The sequence below is a fragment of the Paenibacillus sp. FSL E2-8871 genome (assembly GCF_038000345.1).
Taxonomy (GTDB): Bacteria; Bacillota; Bacilli; order Paenibacillales; family Paenibacillaceae; genus Paenibacillus_AQ.
In genome coordinates, this window is the sequence record NZ_JBBOBV010000001.1 from 882,572 (window position 1) to 906,721 (window position 24,150).

Here is a 24,150-nt window from a genome sequence, read left to right on the forward strand (position 1 = left end):
TATGTTTGTGCCGTTCATTCGTGTACTGACAAGCAGAAGGCTTGCACCTAAGGGTGCAGTGTCTTCTGCTTTTTTTGCGTTCTTAATTAATTTTAGAAAAGAGGAATAGGAAATGAGTTTACTTGAGGTTTCTAATTTATCACATGCTTTTGGCGATAAGGTTCTATACAAGAATGTTTCTATGGAATTGTACAAGGGAGAGCATGTAGGAGTGGTTGGCCAGAATGGAACGGGGAAAAGTACGTTTATTAGCATTTTGACAGGCGAAGTGATCCCGGATGATGGAATGATAAAGTGGCAGCCCAATATTACAATCGGTCATCTCGATCAATATGCTGTCATGGATGGAAACCGTACGGTTCATAATTATTTAAGACAGGCTTTCTCAGAATTATATGAACTAGAACGAAAAATAAATGAGCTCTATGAAGAGTGCGCTGTTACTGGCAACGAAACGTTATTACAAAAGGCAGCAGACTACCAGGAACGATTAGAAGCGCTAGACTATTATTCGATGGAGAGCAACATCAGTAAGATGGTTACCGGTCTAGGAATCAACGCGATTGGAATCGACCGTCCCATCGAGCAGTTAAGCGGGGGGCAACGGACGAAAGTCATTCTGGCCAAGCTTTTACTTGAACAACCTGATGTGTTATTACTCGATGAACCAACCAATTATCTGGATAAGGAACATGTTAACTGGCTCGCTGAGTATCTGATTGCATTCAATCAAGCGTTCATTGTAGTGTCTCACAACTATGCTTTTCTCGATAAAATATCCACTAGTATTTGCGATATTGAGGGCGAAACGATTAAAAAATACCACGGGAAATACTCGGATTTTGTGAAGCAGAAGGAACATTTACGAGAGAGTCATATCCGGCAATATCATGCACAGCAGAAAAAAATCGAAACCACTGAGCAATTCATTCGAAAAAACGGTGCAGGTGTAAATTCCAAAATTGCCCGTGGTCGCCAAAAACAGCTGGATAGAATGGAACGAATCGCTGTTCCGACATTTGTCTCCAAAGCGTCTATTCGCTTTAAGGAGCATCCGTGCATGTCACAAGTAGTCCTTAAAGTGGATCACTTAGTTGTAGGTTACGATAAGCCTTTGTTGCCTAAATTGAATTTCTCCATTCGCGGTGGACAAAAGCTCGTGATTACAGGGTTCAACGGAATCGGGAAATCAACATTGCTAAAGACATTGGTTGGAGAGATCCAAGGGATTACCGGCAGGTTTCAGTTCGCAGAACAAGTTAAAGTGGGTTATTTCGAGCAAGATTTAAATTGGGAAGACGATACAATGACACCTATTCAGGTGATTTCAGCTTATGATCCCAAACTGACAGTAAAGGAAATACGTCGCTATTTAGCGCAGTGTGTTGTTAAAGATAACCTTGTAACACAGTCAATACGTACACTCAGCGGCGGGGAGCAATCTAAAGTTAAGCTGTGCCTATTACTGCTTTCAGAATACAACTTCCTAATCATGGATGAGCCGACCAATCACTTAGATGCTGAAACGAAAGATGCTTTACAGAAAGCACTAATCCAATTTGGTGGAACTGTGATTCTTGTTTCTCATGAAGAACAATTTTATAAGGGATGGGTTGATCGTGTGCTCAACATAGGAGATGAAACCAGCAATAAAGGAGTTAAGTACTAATGCAAACCAAGAATGATCATTGGAAAAGAAAAACAACCCTATTTCTAACGGCTCAAACCATATCTTTATTTGGATCTTCGCTTGTTCAATATGCGATTATTTGGTATATCACTCTAACAACTACCTCAGGGGTGATGATGACGATATCAACCGTCTGTGGATTTCTCCCGCAGATGGCCATCTCGCTGTTTGCTGGGGTATGGATCGACCGCTATATTCGTAAAAAAATGATCATGCTAGCAGAAGGTATGATTGCGATCGCTACACTTATTCTGGATGTGATGTTTTTGTTGGGTTATCACAATATTTGGTTGCTATATTTAGTTTTGCTGATCCGAGCAGCAAGTACGGGCATACAGGTTCCTGCTGTGAAAGCACTTATACCTCAAATTGTTCCAAAAGATCAACTAATGAAGGGAAACGGAGTAAACAGTAGTATTTCATTTTTGATGATGTTTCTAGCTCCAGCAGCTGGTGGCGTGATTCTGTCGATTACACCATAGAAACTGCCTTTTTATCGATGTGATCACTGCAATCATAGGGATCGGTATGATGTGGGTTCCTTGGTTATGAGATTGAAATAGCGCGAAGCGACGCATCCATTCCTACAAAGAGAGGCTTAGTAAAATAACTCAATGGGAATGTACTGCGAATGCCTCACGATAGAGTAAGAGATTTTCTTCTCAACAACGGGTACATGTTAATTGGAATTGATGGCCGTTGGAAAGCTAGACATAACAAACCCTGATTAACTTGGATGAACTCGGAAATATAAGAAAATATAATGCAACTGTCTGAGACTTCTATAACTACTATCAACTTGCCAATAAATAGAGGACCTCGACAAGTAAGATTCGCCAATAGTAGGATCAATGGCTCTCTTGCAGTTACCTATAAGAAAAGCAAAGGAGAATTAGTCATCAAGAAGCTTTTCAACGGATCTTTTCAAAGATAGGAAAAGACATTCTCCGACGTGAACGTAGATCTGGTACCGAATAAGCTTGTCTATACTGGAAGAGGTAGTATTATGGCGAGTTTAGCTGCAGATACTTGCCAGTGGTGTAGAGCATCCCGTGTTGAACTGGAAATGCACCATATACTTAAGTTAAAGGATCTGAAAGGTAAGGGACTTTGAGAAAAGGTAATGATCGTTAGAAAGCTTAAGACTCTTGCTTTATCTAGGAACTGAACTGCCACGTGAACTTGTACAAAGTAACACTTGGGCAATATGTAGGATGTTACCATCTGAAGAGTCGGATGAGGTGAAAGCTTCAAGTCCGGTTTCAAGGGGAGGCTAGAGAAACCTGTACATTAGTGTGTACAAGGCGCTTGGGGCTTACCCTACGAATAATCACGAAACATCATGAATGAGTACTTCAATAAAACCGTCGATTTGATCCACATCGATGCCGGTATTGAAGGAGTGTTTATTCCAGTGGATAAGACGGAGGAAGAACGGACTCCAGAAGAAGTCTTAGACAATTTGGAAAGTGGGTATTCAGGTCAAGTCGTTGTAGATCTTAAAAAAGCAGGAGAAGTCATTTATTAGCTATTAACTCGGTATACCCTATCGAAGCGAAGTATGCTCTTTCACCTTTTCATAATTGTGGGCTTAAGCCGTATCAACCGCAGTAAATGAATGCAAATGAAATGGTAGCTTTCAGATCTCAACTGTTCTTAACGAGTTGTATGAATCTAATAGTATTGTCGTTCATATTAATAATTTTAACGCTCGTTACGGCAGTTGCTGTCCAATCTATGAAGATGAGGTTTACCCGGTAAGGTAATAAAAACTTTGTATCCTGTAATATAACGATTGCAAGATTCAAGAAAAATAGCAAATTTTAGCTATATTTGTACACTCAACATTTTTAAAAAAAGGAGTAATCGAAAATCAAATTATCGAACATCTAATAATTATGAATCAAAATCATTTCCCTGGTTCACGAATTAAATCCTATAGATTACGCTTTATAGGTATTATTAACCATTTATGTTCGAAAATCTCATTTTATTTTGATTATATGCTATATTGGTACTGCAGTTAAATAATTCCACATATGGAGGTAAAAATGAAGAAAATCATTGCAGGTTTATCTATTGTAAGTACGTCGTTATTATTCTCTTCTATTGTCAGTGCTGACACTCATAGCCCACGAGGTGGCAATGACAATGGTCGTATTCAGGCTTGGTACGATTCATCTATATCATCATATGGTTATACAAGTCATTTCGATCACGCTGTATCCACTTGGAATGGAAGAAATGCAAATGTCTCGATTTCCAAGACACTAAATAATTCTGGTCAGGTAGACAGGTATTATGTTGGAACTACAACGGAAATAGGTTTATATGGACGGAATCTTTGGTATAATGATCTAGGTATAAATGTAGATCCAGATTGGTTTTCCTATAGCCGCTCTGTTGTTTCGGTATATCATAATCAATTACAAAATCACAATAATGGTGTTAATTTTACGTCAACAAGAATTAGACATACTACTGCTCATGAACTGGGGCATTCACTTGGGTTAGCACACACAACTGCAAGTGCTCAACTTAGTACATCGCTAATGACTGAAGGGAATAATCCATCTCTCAATAGAGACATCAACACTCCTTCAAGCTACGATCTCAGTGAGTTAAGATCCCTCTATGGAGGACCTGCATTAATGGCTTCCTTAAACACAGATACTTCTAATCAAAATGAGATTAATGTTGAAACGCAATATGAAAGCTATGCCACATTATCGGAATTATCAAATTATTCAGACCTTGTAGTTATTGCATCACCAACAGATGATTTTGAAAATAGAAAACATATAGCAACTTTTTACGATACAGGCGATTTACAAGATTATTACACTTTAAATAATCTTAGTATTAAAAAAGTATTAGCAGGAGATTCGTCAAACATAGTAGAAAATTTAGAAGTTATTGAATCAAATGGTTTAGTTGAATCTGGAGCACAACAAATAAAGATGATAAATGATGGATATAAAGAAACTCAAAAAGGATTAGAATATATATTATTTTTAAAGAAGGATTCACAAGGACAGTATCAAATAATAAATAGAAACGAAGGAACCTTTACTCTGGATGAGGTAAATTCTGCAACTACAAATAAACTGGGAACTTTTATAACACGAGATAATAATGTTAGGGATAATTTACTTAATGAAATTGCCAACGCATACTCAAATGAGTTATAAATTTATTATGGAGACTGAATGATCAGTCTCCATCTTTCTTCAGTAAGGAGGTAGTTATGAAAAAAATTAGCATCATTTCAATTTCACTGATAATTTTATTGATTTTAATATTTGTATTAATCAGACCAACGCAAGAGATCCTTAGCGTTAGCCTTGTATCGGAAACAACGGAAATCACTTACACTGACAGTGAAAGCATTCGAATCTTCGAAGATGCTATAAGAACTGTTAAAAAAGTACGCGGGGCTGTCGATGTGGGGCCACCATCCTATCGAATGACTGTTACTTACGCTGATTCTGAGGTTGTTGATTTTAGCCTTTATATAGATCTTAAAGCTAAAAATGGCTTTCTGATTAAAAATAGCAATAGCGAAAAGATGCTGAATTTAAAAGATAAGAATGCGGTAGAGCTAGCTGATCTTTTAAGTAAAGAAAAGTGAGAATAATATTTGAGACATTCTAAAAAGATATTAAAGATTATAGTTTTAGAAACTCAATCTAAAAAATTAATTTTTATGTTGTAAATTGCAGTTTATTGATGAAAAACTGTAAATGTGGTAAATATATTATGTTATGATTAATCAAATTTTCTATTGTCGTTAGTGATACGACAGAGTTGGATTTGTACTGGGACACACCCAGTTCATAAACATAGGGCTTATTTTGTCATGGAGACGATAGACACCTGTTTGCTGTCTATCGTCTCCATGGCTTTTTTGTACCTATTGGAGGAGATAAAGTGGATATGGTTGATATTAGTCGAGCGGCTGAGTAAGTACTTGCTGTGTTGCATTCAGAAATGCTCCCGTTACATGAATATGATGAAGTTCATATCAATGTATCGGGTAGGGTAGATATTGACGCGACGGTGCTTGTAGCCTTCACGATTATCATACTCCCAAAGGAAAAATCAAGCTTGTCCATATGCGTGTCGATAGAGATTTAGAAGGTACGACTAATAGACAATTTTTTTGGCCGCAGACTGATGTATATCTTCAGTACTTAAGCGAAAAACTTGATCTTCCCTTAATTGTTATATGGGGTTAATTAAGTTTAGAAGAGAGAATTCGGAACCGTAAAATGTTTCCAGACTCTAGCTGCTGTTTCTGCACTTCGTATATGAAAAGAGACGTTTATGCGTATTGGGTTCGTCAATTCGATAATTGCAAGATCCTATTATTGACCGGTGAACGATCTTAAGAATCTAAGGAACGATCTAAGAAACCTGTTTTCATGCTTCATTCGGCACATGCGACGAACAAAAAGAATCGCACCGGTCCGCTAGCTGATAGTATCCAAGTGGAGACAATTCTTTTACTCGCTGGTATTGCAGTGATTATGTGCGCTTTGTATGCAGTGATTAAACTTCTTGCCTTAGCAAAGGACTACGATTAACATGAAGTTATTCCAAATAAATACAATCATAGTCCAGGGGATCTTAGTTCGGTAAATTGTGGAGGGGGTTAGGTATGTATATCCATACATCTTCTTTAACACAGTTCCAAGGATTAGAGCCAATTGACTCATCACTCGAGCTATTCCTTAATCAGCATTTAGATCGTTATGATAAGTTGGAGCCTCACATCCATGCTTTTGTATCGGAAGAGAACGCTAAACATACTTTTTGGAGCCAGATTAAGAAGTTGGAAGAGGCGGATTTCATCATAAAAACGGTTAAGATGCCATGGGAAGATAGTTTCATCTATGGGGATGCAATGTTGAGATTAGTACAAGGGGAAATGGCTCAAGTGCATGCCGTACGATTTGAAAAATATAAAGATTACTATGGTTCGGCGATGCGTGCTGGTATTGAATTAGGTCAAACCATCAGAGAGGAAGAACTGGAGCGATATCGTAGAGGTCAAATTAAGTTGAGATATGATCTACTGGATGTTCAAAAGACAGAGGGGATTGATATTTGGGTCTCGCCCGCTCAAGCAGGAACTGCTCCATTGTGGGGAACACGGACAGGATGGGCTGGAATGACGGCCATTTGGTCATACGCAGGAGCGCCAACTGTGAGCATTCCTTCAGCCACTATTCATAACATGCCTTTAGGATTTCAATGTATTGGGGCTTACGGGCATGATGAAGAGCTTATATATTGGAGTAGACTTGTATCACTAGCACTGGGGTGAGCCTATTTGGCTGCAGATAGGGCATGTTCGAGGTTAGATAACAGAGTGGGTCTTCAATACAATTGAAGATCTACTTTTTTTGTATGAAGTGAGAGTTTTTCTGTTAGGGATCGTCTATAGAGTATCGTGCTTCAAGGAGGCTTAAGGGTGAAGGGACATGTACCGAAAGTTGAAAAAGAGGAAGAAAGGCAATGGATCCTAAACGTTCTGGATGGTCATAAGGAAGACTATTCGTATCTTGTGAATCGATATAAGAATAAAATCTATGGCCTTTTGAGAGGAATGGGGGCCGATCACCAAGACGCGCAAGACATCACTCAGGAGACTTTTATAAAAGATTATCGTAAGCTAGCCTCACATGATTTGGATAAAAACTTTGCGGCTTGGCTGTATACGATCGCGACTAATGTACTGAAGGATTTGTGGAAAAAAACTCGCCCTACAGCGAGCTTGCCAGACGATCTTCCAGAACTTTCTCTTTCAGATAATCCAGAAGAAGAATTCATTCGATCGGAGCATCGCACAGAGCTGTACCAGTTAATGCAGAAGCTACCGCCTAATTATCGGACGGCTTTGTTGCTTCGTTACACCAATGATTTAAGCTATGAAGAAATGTGTACGCTCTTAGAGGTCCCTTTAAGTAAGATCCAAAATGACCTTTATCGTGCAAAGTAGCGATTGAAGCAAATCATGACACCCCAGGAGGTGAAGAGCGATGAAGTGCTTAAGTCCATTTGAGATAGAGCAATATATCCTAAGTACACCGACCTCCCAGCCTTTGGAAAAGGTTGATCATATCGCTGCTTGTGTCCATTGCAATTTAATCTATCATGCACTATTAGAAGAACAAGAGGAGTGGTCGCAAGCATTGTTTGAAGAGAAGCTTCCAGATTCTTTTACTGCTCAAGTTATGGCTTCAATAGAATTCGTAGAACTAGAAAAAGTAACGGTACCTGACAGGAAGCGAAAGAATCCGAAGATACTTAAGTCACTAAGAATAGCCATGGGAGCGGCTTTGTTACTTGTTGTTCTGAGTGCCGTGATTTTATATTCTGTGCCCACATTGGCAGAGACTTTACGTTCTCTTTTTGAAAAGATAATGTGGACATTGGCCTTCTACGTGCACAAGAATTTGGGTTAGTAGAACATCCTAATATTAAGGTGAAGGATAAGGGCTACACTATCAAAATAGATGAAGCGGTGGCAGATCCTACACGGGTAATTATTGCTTTACAGTTGTTCGGACCGGATGGAAAGCATGATAAAAAGCGGTTGGTCCTTAATGAAGGGAATAGTATTGCGATAAAGGATGATCAAGGGAAGATCGTAGGGAAATTAGCCGATATAGGATTTACCAGTGACTTTTACTATTTGATCGTTAATTTCTCGGAGCCACTGCAAACCGATCAAATTACAGTCGAAGGTCATATTACTGAGTTGGGAAGCAAGGACAGAAATATTCCTGCACTTCAAGGCGACTGGAACTTTAGTTTTTCGATGGATATGACAAAAGCGAATGAACAAACAACCTCAACTCCCCTAACGGGTAGCTACACTTCTCCGGATGGTTTACCAGTCACCTTGAAAAAATTAACTCATATGGTACAAGGTGTCCGTTTTGAATTTGATACGAAGTTAAGTGAAGAGGCACTGAGTCGTTCTCCTGGTGAACTATGGAAGCAGCAAGGCATGAAGTTCCATTTTGAGAATAGCGCGGGTGAAGAGATTCACAGTGTTAATGCGAGGAAATTGCCGAGTAAGGATAGTGTAATGTCACGATCTTCGACACCCGGTGATAAACCTGGACTTATGCATTGGAGCTATACGTTTAAATATTTGCCTCAGGATACGCTGTATACTTTTGTGCTCGATGGGTATTTCATTCTAGAAAAGGATGGTTCGATGGTACAGTTTGAGCCATCCAAGTTGAAGGAGCATCCGATCCCCTTTGCATTTGATGGAGATGAGCTGATGTTAAATGATTTTACTGTGGAATCACCGCCTGATACCAATGGATCAACGAAGGAAGGTTCATTACATTTTAGCGGAAGATTGAGAAATGAATTTATGAACAGTGAGTGGATATTTAAGGATCTTGAGGGTAAAGAGTATCCTCTCTCAGGACGAGGAGCTTATTCTACTGATGGTTCCGGATGGAAAGATGGTTATATCGTAATCTTTGAATCGCAGTCAAATAACAAAAAGAATTTTTTTGAGTTCCGTGCAACTGGCCTTACTACGATCCCTGATCAGCTTCAATTAATACGCAGGATAGTCAACCGATTGTACACCAATGTAGATTGGTCCGTTCCTATCATGGAAGCTAGCAAAAAGCAGTAAAATCAATCATTTACCTTCCGGAATGTACAAGCAGATAGGAGCTCTGTCGCATCTCATATACTATCACAATCGAAAAGAGGTGGTAGTTTATGACTGCTGCAGAGAAGAGAAGAATTCAAAGAGCTTTGAATGCTTTGCGTAAGCAAAGAGTGGTTCTGAAGGAAAGCCTTAAAAGAATTGAAGCATTGCTTTGCAGAATGCCTATTGGCAGCCGTGAAAGATTTGAATTGTTAGCAGTAAGAGATTCAATCATTGAAGCGCTCCGACTCAATGCTATTGCTATACGAAATTTAAAAGATGTTACTTGTGCTTGTTAATTCGTTGAACTTCTGAACCTCCTGATCCTTGTATCAACGATCAAAGTAAAGCTTTTTCCTGTCACATTAGGAGGATACTGTTTTTCTTTCTTATTGATCTGACGGGTAACGATAGCTCAATAAACACGATAAGGCAGCCGGTCAGTCAATGTGATCGGCTGCCTTTATTCAGCAAACGGGCAGGATAGTTGAAGTTCAAATGTGGGAAAACGTATCATAAATAGGGTTTAACCCCTAAGATGACTCTTAGTTTTTTTTATATGACTTAATACAACAATATTTACAAATTCATGATACGATATTGCTAAATCAGGAAATAGATGCTCCATATGTAAGATAGAATTAATTATTGATGGAACTGTTGAAGATGATTCATAACAAAATGATTGATGATCAACCAAGGACGTTTACTGAAACTATTATGATTCTGTAGAATGGGGGCCACTATATGTCATTAGTTAATGAAAAAGAAGAGTGTTCACTTATCGAGACATTAAAATCGCATATACCAAATGTAGAGGAATTACTGAATCCAGCAGTCGAGGAATCAGAAATAAATCTTTTTGAGAGCATGATGAACTGCAAATTTCCAGAAGATTTTAGAAAGTTATACATGAATTCTAATGGAGAAGGAGAGCAGATTTTTGGCGTTATGGCTGGTCTTGGTTGGATGAACATTGAATCGATAGTAAGCAACTGGAAGTCCCTTTTGGAATCAGCATACGATATTATATCCAGCAAACCAGATATAATAAAAGATGGGAACTACAGAGAAGGCTGGATTCCTTTTGCCGAAGATGGTGGAGGCTCATATTTGGCAATTGATTTAGACCCCGGAGAAAAGGGCGTTTATGGGCAAATTATAACGATAGATCACAATTCTAGTTTTTCATATGTTATTGCGGAAAGTTTGGGACATTTCTTTGAATTTATCGATTCGAGCCTCAGAAATAGTAGTATTGGTATTCGTGAAGAAGATGATGTAATCATATTATCCCGTGAAAGTGGAAGTTTGTTGGATGATATTTTGGCTTTGACTAAAATGGATATCGAAGAGAACAGCCTTATCCCTGTAAGCGGATTTTGGGAAGAGTATTTTAAAGACGATGTTGAGAGTGGTTTTGTATCTTCAAAAACATTGAAAAAAAAGAGAATGGTATTTATTAGAGCTGATCAAGCTCAAAAATACGGAGCAATATCTTTGGATATTTTAACCCATATGGTTAATCTTAAAGAACTTATTATACATGCGGATGAAATTACTAATTTCGATGTACTTAAACGGTTGCCTTCTTTAGCAGAACTTGTGATAGGATCAGAAGCCTTTAAAGAGTCTGATTTGGAGTACTTAGTTTCTTTAGATGGGCTAAGGCAGCTAACATTAATAGGACTTCCATTAAAAGATATACATAAACTGAAAGATATAAAGAAATTAAAGAGTTTGAGATTATGTAGAATGAACTCAATTGATAGGGGATTAATAGGAACTATAAAAAATTTGAAGGAACTAAGTTTAGAAGAAATGGAGGTTGGCAACCTGCTTTATATTTCAAACCTTAGTAAGTTAATAAAACTAGAGCTCAAACAAGTGACTATACCACATTTATCATTCTTAAAAGGTTTAAAGAATCTAACGTTTTTTGAGACGGATAGCTGTGCAATAGATGAATCACATATAGAGGTTATAGGAGAATTGAAGAAATTAAAGCAATTCACTTATCCGGTTGGAGATTTAACAATACTCAAAAATTGTATGAGTCTAAAGCAGATTGGAGTAGATGCATCAAGACTTAAAGGGTTGGAGGAAATTTCAGACTGTAATATAGTCGATATAACTATATTTCATGCAACATCGAAAGAGAATGCAAAGTCCGTAGTCGCGGAGTTTAATAAATACTTTAAACTTCAGTCATATGGATGGCCGATAACATGGAAAGATTAATGAAACTTGCCTACACTGAGCTTTATCATAATAGGGCGAAATTTTTATAAAAGAAAGGAGACTAGTCATATTAGTTAGTCTCCTTTCTTTTTGCTGTTAGACCAACTTGACAAAGGTCTATATTTCGATTGGTCGAAAAGCCATGAAATATGGATAACGATCGCCGGAAGCGTTCGCAAGGGTGTTCAAGAATCTCCATGGGATCATGCCGATATCTGCGCGCGATAAAGGCGTTTCCTTACGCCGCTTCATAATAATCTGTTGAGATGCTCTGCAAGTTGGCCAAATAAATAACCATTGTGTAACCCACCCACTGTCAAACTGAGGCGATGATGACTGAGTAGAGCGCTAGACGCGGATCTCCGAGAAAATTGATGCGTTCAAAGCCAAGAGCAACTACAAGTTGATTAATTAAACCGAAGTCGGAAGGTGAGTACATAAAATTCCAAAGAAAACCGATAACCAATACGCTGAACAACGCAGCCCGCAGCAGATTTTTTGTTTTTAATTTTTTTTTGAGAAATACCGATAATGGAATGGCAACAACCTTTAGCTTATAGGATGTACAAGAGACAAATCGCCTTACCCCTTGTAATTTATACGACCTATTTAGATTTCTCCAGCAGCTCAACTGCTTTCTTGTCTACCGCTTCTAGAACTTGACGAGGCGTTTTAGTACCTGCTATGATTTCTTGAATACCTTTTCCTAGATTTGAGAAAGCAGGGCCAGCAACGCCCCAATTATTAACAAGGTACATGACATTGCCGCCTTGAAAGCTTCTTGAAGTAACCCCTTTCAAAAAAAAGAGGAACCTCCTCTATTATCGACCCGTTGAATTACAAGCGATAGCGGATACATGAAGGATGTAATCTAAAATCTCATACATTAAAAGAGACAGTTTTGAGGAGTATTCGTATGGAACATAAATTAACCTTAATTAATGTTTTTGCCGGCATAAATTCAGAGGAAGCAGTCTTTGAAGAGCTTCCTGCAGAATGCATAAGCGATAAAATATTCAAATTATGTGCATCTCCTGGGCTGGCTCTAGGGCTTGCGAAAGGAGATACAATAAAACTCCATCCCAATGGAGAGTTTGAATTAATAAAACATGGTGGGAATTTCTGCATTCAAATTTACAAAGAGGAGCTTGTTAAAGAAAAGATAGAGACAGCTGAATCTATAGTCAAACGAGAGCTTTCCGGTTCTTTAGATGGATTTCATAATGGCTCACTTGCCTTCACCGCGCCCATCAGGAATGGATTTTATGCCACCAATAAGGTTTTCAATGTAATTAGAGATTTATTAGAATCGGAGTACTATTATTCTAATATTTACGAATATCCATATAACTTTGACGATGAAGAGTTAGTTAGCTGGGCTAGAGATCTGGATTAATCGCTTCAAAATATCAGTTCCCCGGCATCATACACTATCTCTGGGCCACATTTTTCAATATGATCTCCAATCCTGAGTCAAAAAAATAACGCGTAATCATAATATACCCAAAAGCTCAAGAGTTGCAGGAGGCAGATATGGTAGATGAAAGGCATCTTGTTTATTTCAAAGAACTCCTGGAAGGAAATGCTGAAATTTCTTTTAAGGCATACCTTTCAAATAATGAAGATTCTTTGCGCAAGCAATTTTCTTCGGCGAGATTTGCAAGACTGAAGTTCAAGTCAATTGATGAAATAATAAAGATTCTTGACGAAGAGAATGTATCCTACAGCATTAATGATCATGCCGTAAGAAACGAAAAATATTTAGCAACCTTTCATCTGGATGCCTTGAATGAACAAGGTAGGCTTAAGGAAGGATTCAAAGACACCCTATTCAAAGGAACTGTTCACAACTTTAAAGCCAAGGGGGAAGAAGCAGTCTTAACCCTCTATAAATACATCGAATACCCTGAAAAAATCAATAACAAAAAAAATATAGAAAAACTCCAAGACATCGAATGTTTCGCCGAATTGGAATTATCCTTAGGGGATGAAAGTCTTGGCTTATTTTTACTAAAGGCTCTAGCCTCTATTGAGCGCCAGCTTTCCGAAGTAGATGATATTGTCCTTAAAGCTCAAGAAGCAGTCATGAAGCACCATTCATCAAAAAGAGATTAATAACTTCTTAATTGGAGAGATTTGCCCTTTCAATTACTGAAATGGCAGGCCGCGAACGATGAAGGAGGACAATGATACCAGCCCAAATTCTAAACCAAAAAACCAATATTGAAAAAAGGTGATGGATGTGCAAATCAATAAAGAGTCATGCCGAGGGATCATTCTGGAATTCGACATTAGGAGAACAATTATTCTCAATTTATATATTAAAGAATGGTCTATGCCAGAATATAGAGTCATAATGACAAAACCGGAGATTGGCGTGTATATTGAGTTATATTATTTTCCATCAATTGACGTTAATATTCCTGCAAGATTCGCAACAGTCGGCCTATCTAATTCCATTCGGAAAACTGGAAAACCTATTGAGAATGAATGGATGATAGCTTTAAAACCCGATTTGGGACAAGAAAACATTGATCGCATATTCTCATATTTCTGTGACATAATTGCCCATAATATTGAACATATACAATCTTCGGAAGTACCACGAGTAATGACTGAGAGCGCACTCGCACCAGAAAATTGGACTACAAAAGCCCTCTTGATTGATGAACTAAGAGGAGAAAGTGAGGATTTAGAACAAATAAAAATAGGTGAAGAAATAATTAATGTCTTGTGGGTAGTACCAATTACCCCCAAAGAATCGCGTATAATTTTACAAGAAGGCATAGATGCTTTTGATGCTTACATAGATAATCATCACTATTCCATAATTGATCCCACTCGTCCTGATTAATAAGAGCAGTTCAATATCATTCGCACTAAACCAACCATACCCCCACAGGTGGGTCCTTGGCTCGCGAACCACGTTGTGGAAATTCAAACCATGTCTACGGTGGTGCCAGAAAGTCCAGATGACACTGTGAAGCGCTTGCTCGGCTAGGGCATTATTTTCCTTGAACAGGGGTAATGGTTCTAGAGTATGACAGCGGAATTCTTGGATGAGAGTACAGGATTACTGATGTACAAGGTAGAAGACAACTGAAAGTAGAACAAAAGAGTGAATTCCTTCCAAAAGCGCCGCAAGGCGTTTTTCATTGTGCAGTTTGTCTTTGAAATCCGATATGATACTATAAGCTTAATGTGCCATAAACGTATAAAAGAGAGGGATACATACATGACCAACAAACTATACTACAATTCTACATACCTTACTGATTGGGAGACCTGTATTACTGAAACCATAGAACGAGAAGATGGACGCTATGTTATTTTGGAGGAGACCGCTTTTTATCCGCATGGCGGTGGGCAACCTTGTGATTTAGGGACTATTGGGGATATTCCGGTACTTGATGTAATCAGTGAGGAAGATCTTGTCTTGCATAAGCTGGAACGTCTGCCTAATGATTTATCCGTCACTTGTCAGATCGATTGGAAGAGAAGATTTGATCATATGCAGCAGCATAGTGGACAACACTTGCTCTCAGCCATCTGTCTCAATTTGTACCAGTTTATGACTCTAAGCTTTCATTTGGGTGAGGATTATTGCACCATTGATATAGAAGCGTCAGAACTGTCGCCTAAACAACTTCATTCCATAGAGTGGGAGGTTAATCGGCAGATTTACCAGAACCATAGTATCCTGAGCTATTTTGTAACAGGGGAAGAGGCTTCACAGCTTAAATTGGTCAAACAACCTAAAGTGACGGAAAACATCCGGATTGTAGAAATTAAAGATGTTGAATATAACGCTTGCGGTGGTACGCATGTATCTTCAACAGGTGAGATTGGTATAATAAAGCTTCTGAAAGCGGAGAAACAAAAAGGCAATACGCGGATCTATTTTAAATGTGGATACCGTGCTTTGGAGGAGTTTAATAGCAGTCTGCAAATTGTTGGAGCACTATCTTCCAAATTCAATACGGGAAAAGATGAAATTATCGATCGCATTGAAAAATGGGAGAATGAACAAAAGCAGCTGCAAGCTGAAATTACCCTACTTAAAGAGAAGAATGATGATTATGTCGTACAGGAGCTTTTAGCACAACAAGAAGGAAAGCTGATCTCAAAAGTGTTCGAGGATAAATCGCTGAAAGATTTACAAAGTTTAGCTAACAAGCTTACCGCGAAATGCGATGTTCCGGTTTTATTGGCTAGTTCTGCTGAGAATAAGGTTGTATTTGCACAGAATGGCAGCGCGGAGATCTCCTGTGGAGCTTTTTTCAAAGAGCATCTTAGTACTTACAATGGAAAAGGCGGAGGCAGTGATAAACTAGCGCAAGCAGGATTCCAGACATGGGGAGATGCCTTGGCGTTTTATGAGTTTGCTAGAAGTTAAGATTACTTTATAAAAGACAGAAGACCTGACTGCGGTAGTCTACCGTGGATCAGGCCTTTTTTATACGTAAAACGGAAACAAGAAACTTTTTCCAAATTCTGTCGTCTAATTACATATGACTATAGAGTCAAGGGAGACGAAAAGAAATGAACAAATGGAAGGTAACGCTAGGAATCTTGACTGTTTTGATTTTAAGTACGGGGTATGGATCGGTATCAGCCCAAGCAGAAAACCAAATTCAATTCAACTATAAAGAAATCGGAATCAGCAGTAAACAGGTGATCACGGAGAAAACAACTTTTGTACCCTTGAAATCACTCGCAGATGCTATGGGATATACATTATCTTGGGATCAACCGTCCAAAACGGCCAAACTGGTTCGTCCTGAGCGTGAGGTTATCTTCACGGCAGGTACTGTAAAGTCAAAAGTGAACGAGGCCGTGGTGACTTTAACAAAATCCCCACGTATTATAAAAGGCTCGGTGTACGTGCCATTGGTCTCAGCGGTCAGTGCGCTTGGAGGTAAAGCGGGGCTTAATAAAACGGATGGGGTTATCCAAATTATAGATGAAGCTAGATTGGTTTCTGCTTCTGTAGATGGAAGATCCTATTGGATATCTCAAAAAAACGGCGATTTGTATTACCGTGCAACGGAAACTGGGAAACCAGTAATTATTGGTCGACTACCTTTTAAGGAATCTGCGTACAACTACGCTTTTGAGATTGAAAAAATGGGCAATGGTACGGACTTACTCCAGTTAACGGACAATCATTATGCCATGTTCACCGATTTCAATAGCAGTTATCAAGTATTGGTCAAAGCGGGCACTATTCTCAAGCAAATGGACTATCATTACAATAACTCGGCTTATATCCATGCACCACAAGTGCCTTCCACTCAGGTGTATATGACCGATGGGAAGAACGTTCAATATATTACTAAGGATGGCGGTTTGGGCAAGTTATTTGAGATGGAAGAGTTAACAGGAGCAACCGGAGATTTCATAGTGGAGTATGCTGCGGAAGACGTTATGCTCGTTCGTTTATTAGATACGACACACTTATATTTAGTTTATAGCAACACCGGTGAAATCATTAATCTCTATGAAAAACTAATTACTAGTGAGGATCGTAAGGAATGGGATAGAGTAAATGATGGCAGAGATCCATATGTATTGACCAGAATGTTAGTGTTGAAGAGTCGCAAAGGGAATGTAATGACATTCACCTATACTCCAATCCTTGAGGAAAAAGCAAAAACAGTGACATTTACACTTCAATCCAAATAATTTCAATCACTTTTATGTAATAAGCAAAATGAGAGCGATGTTTAAAATCGCTCTTTTTTGCATTTTGGATTATTTCATCATCATCGTACTTCCACCCTTAATCTGAACAGGTTGATCATTTACGGATACCCAAACATCAATAGCTGAGTTGTTACGGATGACCGTTTTGTCAGCACTCATCTTCAGTGAATATAGCGCAGCAACATAATCATAAATCTCTATATTGGTAGCGTACCAAATATCCGAATGTCCACCTGCTTGTTGGCAAAAGGATTCGATAAGCTCCCAATTGTTCTGCTGTGCAAATTCATAACTATGACCCCAAACATAACAGAGTCTCAGTTTTTGGGATGGCCCTTCCATTGTAAATCGCTCCCATACGTGATGCAGATCTTCTATATGATGACATGTTGGATGCCACTCCATGAAATTCAAAGGCATATCAAACTGTTTGGTAGAATGGACAGTTCGGCTATATTCAATCCCAACAGACTGTAGAGGAGCAATGAGTTCCTGAGAGTATGTACCGTATGGATAGGACATGCCTCGTACCGGATAATCCACTAGTTTCTCCAGTCGCTTACGGTCTTCGAACAGCTCATCGATTACCATAGGTAAAGGTAGACGCTCTAGATGTGGATGGGTAACGGAATGGGCAGATACCTCATGGTTTCTGAGCGAATGTTTAACATCAGCAGATGATAAGAATCCGGGTGCGTTTATCATTGCGCTATTTAAATGGAAAGTACCTTTAATCCCATATTGATCAAAAATCTCCGCCAAGCGAATATCGTGTTTCTGTCCGTCATCATAGCTCATGGTGAGCGCCTTGGGCAATCCGCCCGGGAATAAGTTAAATTGAAGTTTCATGAATGTACACTCCTGTTCATTTGGTCATTTCGAAAATTACCTCTTCCAATTATAAACATTAAACGTTATAATCGGTTTCCACGTCTAAACAATGAAAGTGTTTACAGAATGGAATACACTTATAAGGAGAGATGCTGCCTGCCTGACTTTCTCTATGTTGTAAAACTATTATATGTGAAAGACAGAAGAAACTCACTTTTATATTTTATCACTAACTTACTGAGTGCCCCAATCCTTTTTGCAGAATTATTCACAACGAAATATGTGGTTGACCTCATTCAGAACTTCAATCCTAACACCTACCAACATATCTTGTTATTAGTAAGTTTGCTTATGGTAATGTTATATCTCGCGGGCCTTAATAGTTCTCTTCGAGCCATTGCTATCACCAATTTAACATCCACCAGTATATATGAACTGGAACATACCATTTTGGAAAAGACTTCTAAATTATCTACGGCACTTTTGGAGGACCCCGCTACAAAAACTAAAAGAGAAAAAGCAAAACGACTTTCCTTGATTGATCTGTTAGACCAATGGACAGGTGTGACAGTTCACCTAATAACATTAGTTGTTTTAATGGTTGTCTTATCTGTTTATGGCTTCTATATTCTGGTTTTGATTATTTTAGGGGTGCAGATTCTACAGCTTTATTTTATGAAGCGAATGTCACAGAAAGTAGAGTCCATTTCAGCGAATCAAACCTCCTCTGTGCGAATGATCAACTATTTAGTCGATTTGTTGATGAACAGAAATTCCATTCCGGAAGTAAGAATGTACAGAATGTCCTCCTATTTGTTTTCCTCAATGAAAGAGAGCTTTACGAATAACTTCAAACAAATGCACCGTAAGGTTATTTATTCTGAAACCCTCAACTTCTCCCAAAGCTTAATCATGATCTTATTAAATGGGACTACGATTGCCATTCTAGCGATTACGATCGGAAGTAGCGGACAGAGTGCTGGGCTTTTTGTGTTATTACTTCAGATATCCAGTCAATTATTCATCGTTATTCCTGCATTAACAAGAATTTACGCTGACTTAGCGAAGAGTCGTTTACGGTACGAGGATTATACGTCTTATTTAGATTTGGAAGAGCAGGTGCTTAGAGATCAGGAGGTGAATTCCAATAGGAACACCGATCCAATGAAGGTCCAAGTTCATCAGCTGTTTTTTAGATATCCGACCAACGCTAAGAACACCCTGAGTAATATAAACATGACTATTCATCCAGGTGAACGAATTGCTTTTGTAGGTGAGAATGGTTCGGGTAAATCTACGCTTGTTAAGTTGATCTTAGGGTTGTATCCTGCAACAGCTGGAAACATCCAGTGGTTTAAAGGTGAGAATGAAGTCTTAGCGCATAACGTGACACAGGATACAAGAGTTGTTTTTCAGGATTTCATTAAGTTACAAAGACCAATTAGAGAAAACATTGCATTAGGTAATATGGCTACTATTCATGACGATTCAAGGTTATTAGCCGTGATGAAAAAAGCAGAAGCTGATAATTATGGTGTTGCGTTGGATACCTTAGTAGGTCCTCAGTTTGGAGGGATAGATTTGTCTGGGGGACAGTGGCAAAGACTTGCGATTGCACGAGCCTATCTCAATGACGGCGCTCTTATGATTTTTGATGAGCCGACTGCTGCCCTAGATCCTTATGCGGAACAACAGGCGTTTGATACTTTTATGAAATTAGGAGAACAGCAGACTTCCATTATAGTGACTCATCGGCTGTATATGTCCAAATTCGTCGATAGAATTTTTCTATTTGAGCATGGAGAAATCGTTGAAAGTGGAACGCATGAAGAATTAATGAGGGTGGATGGTAAATACAAAAAGATGTTTAATCGCCAGTCCTCTTTATATGTATGAGAAAGGAGAAATCCATGCTGAAGTCAGATATCTATAATATTTTTAAGGTATTGGTGCGGATGGTTAGAAAAAGTCCGATGATCTCAACAATCACTATCATAGTCCCTATAATCAGTGGATTATTAACTTTTTATTCTTACGCTGTCCAAGTGAATATCATTAACGGTGTGGCTCGCGGTGTTATGACGCTGCTCCCTATTCTATGGTTTGTTGTGATTCATGGCGTACAAGCTTGTTCATTAAGCATAACCAATATGATGAAGAATCGAATGAATGCGGAACTAACCCTCGCTTTTCAATCCGAATTGATAGATATTGCAAACCGGGTTGATTTTGAGGATTTTGATGATGAAGAGTTTGGAAATAAACTGCAAAGAGCTAAAAAGGTAGTTGGAGAAGATTTAGAGGGGATTACAGGTTTTTTGGTATCGAGTGTAGGAATTATCTCAGGACTAATAAGCATCATCTGGTTGTCTGCGACAAGTGGTTATTTCTTGGTCACATTCGTAGTAACACTAATGATCGTGACTACCTTAACCATTCGATTATTTACGGAAATTAAAGTGAGAAGAACAGGAAGAGAGCTCACCTTTGATGGAAGAATGGGAGACTATCTTGCTAACACTTTGGAAGACCCTAATGCGATTCGAGAAATGCGAATTTATAACTCCATCTCTTATTTTACAAATCTCTGGGCAATGATTATGAAGAAGCAGCATAATAAAAGATTTAGCGCCAGAAAATTCGAGATCAAAACAGGGATGGTCGTGGCTATGGTCCAGACGAGTGCTATCTTTGTAGTTCTAGTGTACCTGTTAAACAAAATGGGGGAGTCTAATACAGTTACAATTGGAACAATTTCGGTGTTATTTCTGGCGCTGTTATCGAGTGGTGGTAAAATTATGAGTTTGACCTGGCCATTAAGCAAGCTTTACATCAGCAGTAGCAAATTATATGACTTAAATGAAGTACTTACATATAAGAACAGGGATTTTTGCAAAAATAACATCAATAATTCAACTGATGCTATGCTCCCAATTACCGTTTCAAATGTCTATTTTAAATACGCCAAATCGAACAAAAATGTCTTATCTAACATCAATATGACCATAAAGCCGGGTGAGAAAATAGCCATCGTCGGGGAAAATGGAGCAGGGAAATCTACGTTGATTAAAATGTTATTAGGTCAATATAGACCAAGCTCCGGAACGATTTGCTGGAAGGGTCATTTAGAACCTCACGGTAAGGTGTCCGTTGTATTTCAGAATGCTGTGAAGTTTGAATTGACACTAAGAGAAAATATCCTATTGGGAGATGCGAATACACCTTCAGATGATGCTAAAATACTAAGGGTTCTAGAACAATGTGAGCTGATAGATTTGCTCCATGAATTAGGCGGATTAGATGTGAATTTGGGGCAAATAGTAGAAGGAAGCAGGCAGCTATCAGGGGGACAATGGCAAAAGCTGGCGATTGCGCGCGCGTTATACAATGATGCGGAGCTTATAGTATTCGATGAACCTACTTCCGCGATTGACCCGAATGCCGAGATGGAGATCTATACGAAATTATTAGAAATCTGTCAAGATAAAGCAGCTATTTTTATTTCACATCGCTTGGGTTGGGCGAAGAATGTTGATACGATCTATGTTATGTATCATGGAGAAATTGCTGAAGTAGGAGATCATCAAGACTTAGTACATCACAATGGCATTTATGCAAACATGTACGCTTTACAATCCTCTTGGTATAAGTAGCTTATTAGATGTGATTACGGTTGATATAAGATGGCATATTCTCCTTAACTATACTCATGAGGTTTACTAAAAAAATCCACAACAAATTTCTGAAAGTGTATAGCCGCTTGTGATAAAAAGTGTTTTCTGCTCCAAGCGATGCCAAAAGTGCGCTGACAAAGCGGATCGGTTATTTTCAATTGAACGATTTCTGTGTTTTTACTTCTCCTGCTTAAGGCTAAAGGGAGAGTAAAGGTGATACCCAGCCCCATCTGAACTAAGGTTTGAACGGCACTTACTTCTTCGAGCTCGAAAGCAATTAGCGGTTCAAATCCAGCTTGACGGCAAAATGCATCTGTAATTTCACGGAAATTAGATCTAGAAGACAAAGAAATGAAATTCTCACCTGCAGCTTCAATCAAAGAAATACTTTCGCGATTGGCAAAACGATGATTCTTCGGCACACTTAAACATAATTCCTCTTCTGCTAAGGTAAACCATTCGATGTCTGGTCCGGTAACAGGTGTCGAAGATATGCAAAAATCAATCACTGCACTCTCCAGATCGTTTCTCATTTCTAATGCTGAGCCAAGCTGACGCTGAATGATCCGAACGTGCGGGTGAAGGGTAAGAAACTCTTTTAGTAAAGTGGGCAATACATACGGTAGAGTAACTGCTATAGATATTACACCATGTTCAAGTCCGGCCATATCCGTGAGCTCATGCTGACCTTCATCCAGTTCCAGAAATGCTTGCTCCACACGACGAAGATATGTTTTTCCGAATTCGTTCAATTTTAAATTTCTGCCTTGGCGTTCAAATAAGGGAACACCTAAGGTTTTCTCCAAACGTTGGATGGAATTGCTAAGTGAGGGTTGAGATACATTTAATTCTTTGGCGGCATTAGTCATGTGCTCAAGACGAGCAACTACACGGAAATATTGAAGCTGAAGGAATTCCATAACATTGACCTCTCTTTATTCATAACTCTAATGTGATATATCCATCATATAATATGTATTTTACTTAATTAATTTTCGGTCCTATACTATTGTAACATATAAAAAGATATAGGTAGGATGGAGAGAGTCTGCTGTGATTAGAGAGAAAATATGGACCCGGAATTTTATTGTTGTTTGTTTGAGTAGTTTTTTTATGTTTCTGACCTTTTACATTCTGGCGACTGCATTCCCGTTATACGTGAAGGAAAGCTTGCACGGGAATCAGCAGCAAATGGGGTTAGCCATTACCATCTATGTCCTCGGAGGTGTATTGATCCGTCCTTTTTCAGGATCATGGGTTGATAAATTCGGTAAAAAGAAAATGGCGGTTATTGGGCTGGTCTTATTTCTACTCGCCTGTATAGGATACTTCGGAGCTAATGGAATTGTATTGTTTCTGGTGATTCGTTTCATTCACGGTATGAGTTATGCGGTTGCCTCGACAGCGACAAGTACAATAGCTTCCACGCTAATCCCGTACTCACGCCAAGGAGAAGGCATCGGTTATTTCAGTATGTTTATGAGTATTGCGATGGTCATTGGACCAGCTTTGGGTCTTTTTCTATGGAAAGATGAGAACATTCATGTACTGCTGTTAGGTGTATGTGTGATTGCTGCGCTTTCGCTATTATTCACATTAGGCGTTCGTATGCCCAAAGAAGAGAAGGATACGGTTAAAAAAGCCGTTAAGGAACCTGTGAAGATGCGAAAGGGTCTTCGCTGGAGTGACGTCATTGAACCCAAAGCACTGCCCATCTCGCTTGTTGGATTTACGCTTGCGTTCTCCTATAGTTCTTTATCTGGTTTTATCGCTTCTTTTACAAAAGAAATTAACCAATCACAGCTTACCGGTTATTTTTTTGTGGCCTTTGCGATTATGATTGTGCTGTTTCGACCGCTAATCGGTAAAGTATTCGATAAATATAATGAACATATTCTCATCTATCCCGGAATTCTGATCTTCGCTGTAGGTCTGCTTAGCTTAAGTCAAGCTAAATCCGGATTCATGTTGATGTTCTCAGGCATCATTATGGGGGTTGGGTATGGCGCACTTATGCCATGCTTTCAGACGCTTGCACTTAAATTAGCCGATAAAGAACGTAGAGGAAGCGCAAACGGAACCTTTTTCTTGTTATTTGATTTGGGGTATGGAGCGGGTTCTTATATTATGGGTGTAGTTGCTTCTTATACAGATTACCGTATGATGTACGAAGTTGCAGGGTTCGTAACGCTTATCTCAGTTGCTGTATACTATTTGCTTCATCACCTACCTCAATGTAAGCTTCGCGTTCAAAAATCTAAAGCTGACGTTGCATAAATGTATACGTTCAGCTGTATGATATAATTGTTGAAAAAAAGGCA

General features: G+C 38.8%; 22 protein-coding genes and 2 pseudogenes. 20 read left to right on the top strand and 4 right to left on the bottom strand.

Going from position 1 to position 24,150, the window contains the following annotated elements:
- Positions 1-112: 112 nt before the first annotated feature.
- The 5 genes and pseudogenes from NYE25_RS04210 to NYE25_RS04225 all read left to right on the top strand — a co-directional run bounded on the left by NYE25_RS04210 (position 113) and on the right by NYE25_RS04225 (position 5,321).
- A complete protein-coding gene (locus NYE25_RS04210) occupies positions 113-1,669 on the top strand; it encodes an ABC-F family ATP-binding cassette domain-containing protein (RefSeq protein WP_341145190.1) in 1,557 nt (518 codons plus the stop codon).
- Positions 1,669-2,230, top strand: a pseudogene (locus NYE25_RS04215) (MFS transporter); the annotation flags it as partial. The gene NYE25_RS04210 and the pseudogene NYE25_RS04215, both read left to right, overlap by 1 nt.
- A gap of 466 nt (positions 2,231-2,696) precedes the next feature.
- Positions 2,697-2,804, top strand: coding sequence for an HNH endonuclease (locus tag NYE25_RS31245; RefSeq protein WP_445254203.1), 108 nt, complete (start codon positions 2,697-2,699; stop codon positions 2,802-2,804).
- Between the two features lie 937 nt (positions 2,805-3,741).
- On the top strand, positions 3,742-4,881 hold the full coding sequence (locus tag NYE25_RS04220) for a hypothetical protein (RefSeq protein WP_339247961.1): 1,140 nt from the start codon (positions 3,742-3,744) through the stop codon (positions 4,879-4,881).
- A 56-nt stretch (positions 4,882-4,937) separates the two neighbouring features.
- Complete coding sequence (locus NYE25_RS04225) at positions 4,938-5,321, top strand: hypothetical protein (RefSeq protein WP_339247963.1); 384 nt, start codon at positions 4,938-4,940, stop codon at positions 5,319-5,321.
- Between the two features lie 218 nt (positions 5,322-5,539).
- On the opposite strand, the gene NYE25_RS04230 is transcribed toward NYE25_RS04225, so the two are convergent.
- Positions 5,540-5,674 (bottom strand): hypothetical protein, encoded by a 135-nt coding sequence (locus NYE25_RS04230; protein WP_341145191.1) that lies wholly within the window; start codon positions 5,672-5,674, stop codon positions 5,540-5,542.
- A gap of 676 nt (positions 5,675-6,350) precedes the next feature.
- Here NYE25_RS04230 and NYE25_RS04235 point away from each other — a divergent pair.
- The 7 genes and pseudogenes from NYE25_RS04235 to NYE25_RS04265 form a co-directional block, all read left to right on the top strand.
- Positions 6,351-7,019 (top strand): hypothetical protein, encoded by a 669-nt coding sequence (locus NYE25_RS04235; RefSeq protein ID WP_341145192.1) that lies wholly within the window; start codon positions 6,351-6,353, stop codon positions 7,017-7,019.
- 147 nt (positions 7,020-7,166) lie between these two features.
- The gene (locus NYE25_RS04240) at positions 7,167-7,694 is read left to right on the top strand and encodes an RNA polymerase sigma factor (RefSeq protein ID WP_341145193.1); all 528 of its coding nucleotides are present in this window, start codon (positions 7,167-7,169) and stop codon (positions 7,692-7,694) included.
- Between the two features lie 40 nt (positions 7,695-7,734).
- Positions 7,735-8,160, top strand: coding sequence for a hypothetical protein (locus tag NYE25_RS04245; RefSeq protein WP_341145194.1), 426 nt, complete (start codon positions 7,735-7,737; stop codon positions 8,158-8,160).
- Entirely contained in the window at positions 8,121-9,359 is a 1,239-nt protein-coding gene (locus NYE25_RS04250; protein WP_341145195.1) for a DUF4179 domain-containing protein, read from the top strand. The genes NYE25_RS04245 and NYE25_RS04250 overlap by 40 nt, the downstream gene beginning before the upstream one ends.
- An 89-nt stretch (positions 9,360-9,448) precedes the next feature.
- Complete coding sequence (locus tag NYE25_RS04255) at positions 9,449-9,676, top strand: hypothetical protein (RefSeq protein ID WP_341145196.1); 228 nt, start codon at positions 9,449-9,451, stop codon at positions 9,674-9,676.
- 448 nt (positions 9,677-10,124) lie between these two features.
- Entirely contained in the window at positions 10,125-11,618 is a 1,494-nt protein-coding gene (locus tag NYE25_RS04260; RefSeq protein ID WP_341145197.1) for an SMI1/KNR4 family protein, read from the top strand.
- 139 nt (positions 11,619-11,757) lie between these two features.
- Positions 11,758-11,868: pseudogene (locus tag NYE25_RS04265) on the top strand (AraC family transcriptional regulator); the annotation flags it as partial.
- A 355-nt stretch (positions 11,869-12,223) separates the two neighbouring features.
- On the opposite strand, the gene NYE25_RS04270 reads toward NYE25_RS04265, so the two are convergent.
- Positions 12,224-12,418: a hypothetical protein gene (locus NYE25_RS04270; protein ID WP_341145198.1), complete on the bottom strand. Its 195-nt coding sequence runs from the start codon at positions 12,416-12,418 to the stop codon at positions 12,224-12,226.
- 116 nt (positions 12,419-12,534) lie between these two features.
- Here NYE25_RS04270 and NYE25_RS04275 point away from each other — a divergent pair, with 116 nt between their 5' ends.
- The 5 genes from NYE25_RS04275 (at position 12,535) to NYE25_RS04300 (ending at position 17,303) form a co-directional block, all read left to right on the top strand.
- Positions 12,535-13,014 (top strand): DUF4265 domain-containing protein, encoded by a 480-nt coding sequence (locus tag NYE25_RS04275; RefSeq protein ID WP_341054671.1) that lies wholly within the window; start codon positions 12,535-12,537, stop codon positions 13,012-13,014.
- Between the two features lie 137 nt (positions 13,015-13,151).
- Positions 13,152-13,733: a hypothetical protein gene (locus tag NYE25_RS04280; RefSeq protein ID WP_341145199.1), complete on the top strand. Its 582-nt coding sequence runs from the start codon at positions 13,152-13,154 to the stop codon at positions 13,731-13,733.
- A gap of 127 nt (positions 13,734-13,860) precedes the next feature.
- Complete coding sequence (locus NYE25_RS04285; RefSeq protein WP_341145200.1) at positions 13,861-14,472, top strand: suppressor of fused domain protein; 612 nt, start codon at positions 13,861-13,863, stop codon at positions 14,470-14,472.
- Between the two features lie 381 nt (positions 14,473-14,853).
- Positions 14,854-16,014 (top strand): alanyl-tRNA editing protein, encoded by a 1,161-nt coding sequence (locus tag NYE25_RS04295; protein ID WP_339803679.1) that lies wholly within the window; start codon positions 14,854-14,856, stop codon positions 16,012-16,014.
- Between the two features lie 146 nt (positions 16,015-16,160).
- Entirely contained in the window at positions 16,161-17,303 is a 1,143-nt protein-coding gene (locus NYE25_RS04300) for a copper amine oxidase N-terminal domain-containing protein (RefSeq protein ID WP_341145201.1), read from the top strand.
- Between the two features lie 69 nt (positions 17,304-17,372).
- Here NYE25_RS04300 and NYE25_RS04305 read toward each other — a convergent pair whose 3' ends face one another.
- Positions 17,373-18,173, bottom strand: a complete 801-nt coding sequence (locus NYE25_RS04305) for a polysaccharide deacetylase family protein (RefSeq protein ID WP_341145202.1) — start codon at positions 18,171-18,173, stop codon at positions 17,373-17,375.
- Positions 18,174-18,605: 432 nt separating this feature from the next.
- Here NYE25_RS04305 and NYE25_RS04310 point away from each other — a divergent pair, with 432 nt between their 5' ends.
- Both NYE25_RS04310 and NYE25_RS04315 read left to right on the top strand, forming a co-directional pair.
- Positions 18,606-20,051, top strand: a complete 1,446-nt coding sequence (locus NYE25_RS04310; RefSeq protein ID WP_341145203.1) for an ABC transporter ATP-binding protein — start codon at positions 18,606-18,608, stop codon at positions 20,049-20,051.
- 14 nt (positions 20,052-20,065) lie between these two features.
- The gene (locus NYE25_RS04315) at positions 20,066-21,808 is read left to right on the top strand and encodes an ABC transporter ATP-binding protein (RefSeq protein WP_341145204.1); all 1,743 of its coding nucleotides are present in this window, start codon (positions 20,066-20,068) and stop codon (positions 21,806-21,808) included.
- 44 nt (positions 21,809-21,852) lie between these two features.
- On the opposite strand, the gene NYE25_RS04320 is transcribed toward NYE25_RS04315, so the two are convergent.
- Positions 21,853-22,749 (bottom strand): LysR family transcriptional regulator, encoded by an 897-nt coding sequence (locus NYE25_RS04320; protein WP_341145205.1) that lies wholly within the window; start codon positions 22,747-22,749, stop codon positions 21,853-21,855.
- A gap of 133 nt (positions 22,750-22,882) precedes the next feature.
- On the opposite strand from NYE25_RS04320, the gene NYE25_RS04325 reads away from it, so the two are divergent.
- Positions 22,883-24,106 (top strand): MFS transporter, encoded by a 1,224-nt coding sequence (locus NYE25_RS04325; protein WP_341145206.1) that lies wholly within the window; start codon positions 22,883-22,885, stop codon positions 24,104-24,106.
- Positions 24,107-24,150: the final 44 nt, after the last annotated feature.

What these genes read in the sequence shown, in the direction of transcription:
- NYE25_RS04210 (WP_341145190.1), top strand. Translation starts at nt 113, where the DNA reads ATGAGTTTACTTGAGGTTTCTAATTTATCACATGCTTTTGGCGATAAG.
- NYE25_RS31245 (WP_445254203.1), top strand. Translation starts at nt 2,697, where the DNA reads ATGGCGAGTTTAGCTGCAGATACTTGCCAGTGGTGTAGAGCATCCCGT.
- NYE25_RS04220 (WP_339247961.1), top strand. Translation starts at nt 3,742, where the DNA reads ATGAAGAAAATCATTGCAGGTTTATCTATTGTAAGTACGTCGTTATTA.
- NYE25_RS04225 (WP_339247963.1), top strand. Translation starts at nt 4,938, where the DNA reads ATGAAAAAAATTAGCATCATTTCAATTTCACTGATAATTTTATTGATT.
- NYE25_RS04230 (WP_341145191.1), bottom strand. Translation starts at nt 5,674, where the DNA reads ATGCAACACAGCAAGTACTTACTCAGCCGCTCGACTAATATCAACCAT.
- NYE25_RS04235 (WP_341145192.1), top strand. Translation starts at nt 6,351, where the DNA reads ATGTATATCCATACATCTTCTTTAACACAGTTCCAAGGATTAGAGCCA.
- NYE25_RS04245 (WP_341145194.1), top strand. Translation starts at nt 7,735, where the DNA reads ATGAAGTGCTTAAGTCCATTTGAGATAGAGCAATATATCCTAAGTACA.
- NYE25_RS04255 (WP_341145196.1), top strand. Translation starts at nt 9,449, where the DNA reads ATGACTGCTGCAGAGAAGAGAAGAATTCAAAGAGCTTTGAATGCTTTG.
- NYE25_RS04260 (WP_341145197.1), top strand. Translation starts at nt 10,125, where the DNA reads ATGTCATTAGTTAATGAAAAAGAAGAGTGTTCACTTATCGAGACATTA.
- NYE25_RS04275 (WP_341054671.1), top strand. Translation starts at nt 12,535, where the DNA reads ATGGAACATAAATTAACCTTAATTAATGTTTTTGCCGGCATAAATTCA.
- NYE25_RS04280 (WP_341145199.1), top strand. Translation starts at nt 13,152, where the DNA reads ATGGTAGATGAAAGGCATCTTGTTTATTTCAAAGAACTCCTGGAAGGA.
- NYE25_RS04295 (WP_339803679.1), top strand. Translation starts at nt 14,854, where the DNA reads ATGACCAACAAACTATACTACAATTCTACATACCTTACTGATTGGGAG.
- NYE25_RS04300 (WP_341145201.1), top strand. Translation starts at nt 16,161, where the DNA reads ATGAACAAATGGAAGGTAACGCTAGGAATCTTGACTGTTTTGATTTTA.
- NYE25_RS04305 (WP_341145202.1), bottom strand. Translation starts at nt 18,173, where the DNA reads ATGAAACTTCAATTTAACTTATTCCCGGGCGGATTGCCCAAGGCGCTC.
- NYE25_RS04315 (WP_341145204.1), top strand. Translation starts at nt 20,066, where the DNA reads ATGCTGAAGTCAGATATCTATAATATTTTTAAGGTATTGGTGCGGATG.
- NYE25_RS04320 (WP_341145205.1), bottom strand. Translation starts at nt 22,749, where the DNA reads ATGGAATTCCTTCAGCTTCAATATTTCCGTGTAGTTGCTCGTCTTGAG.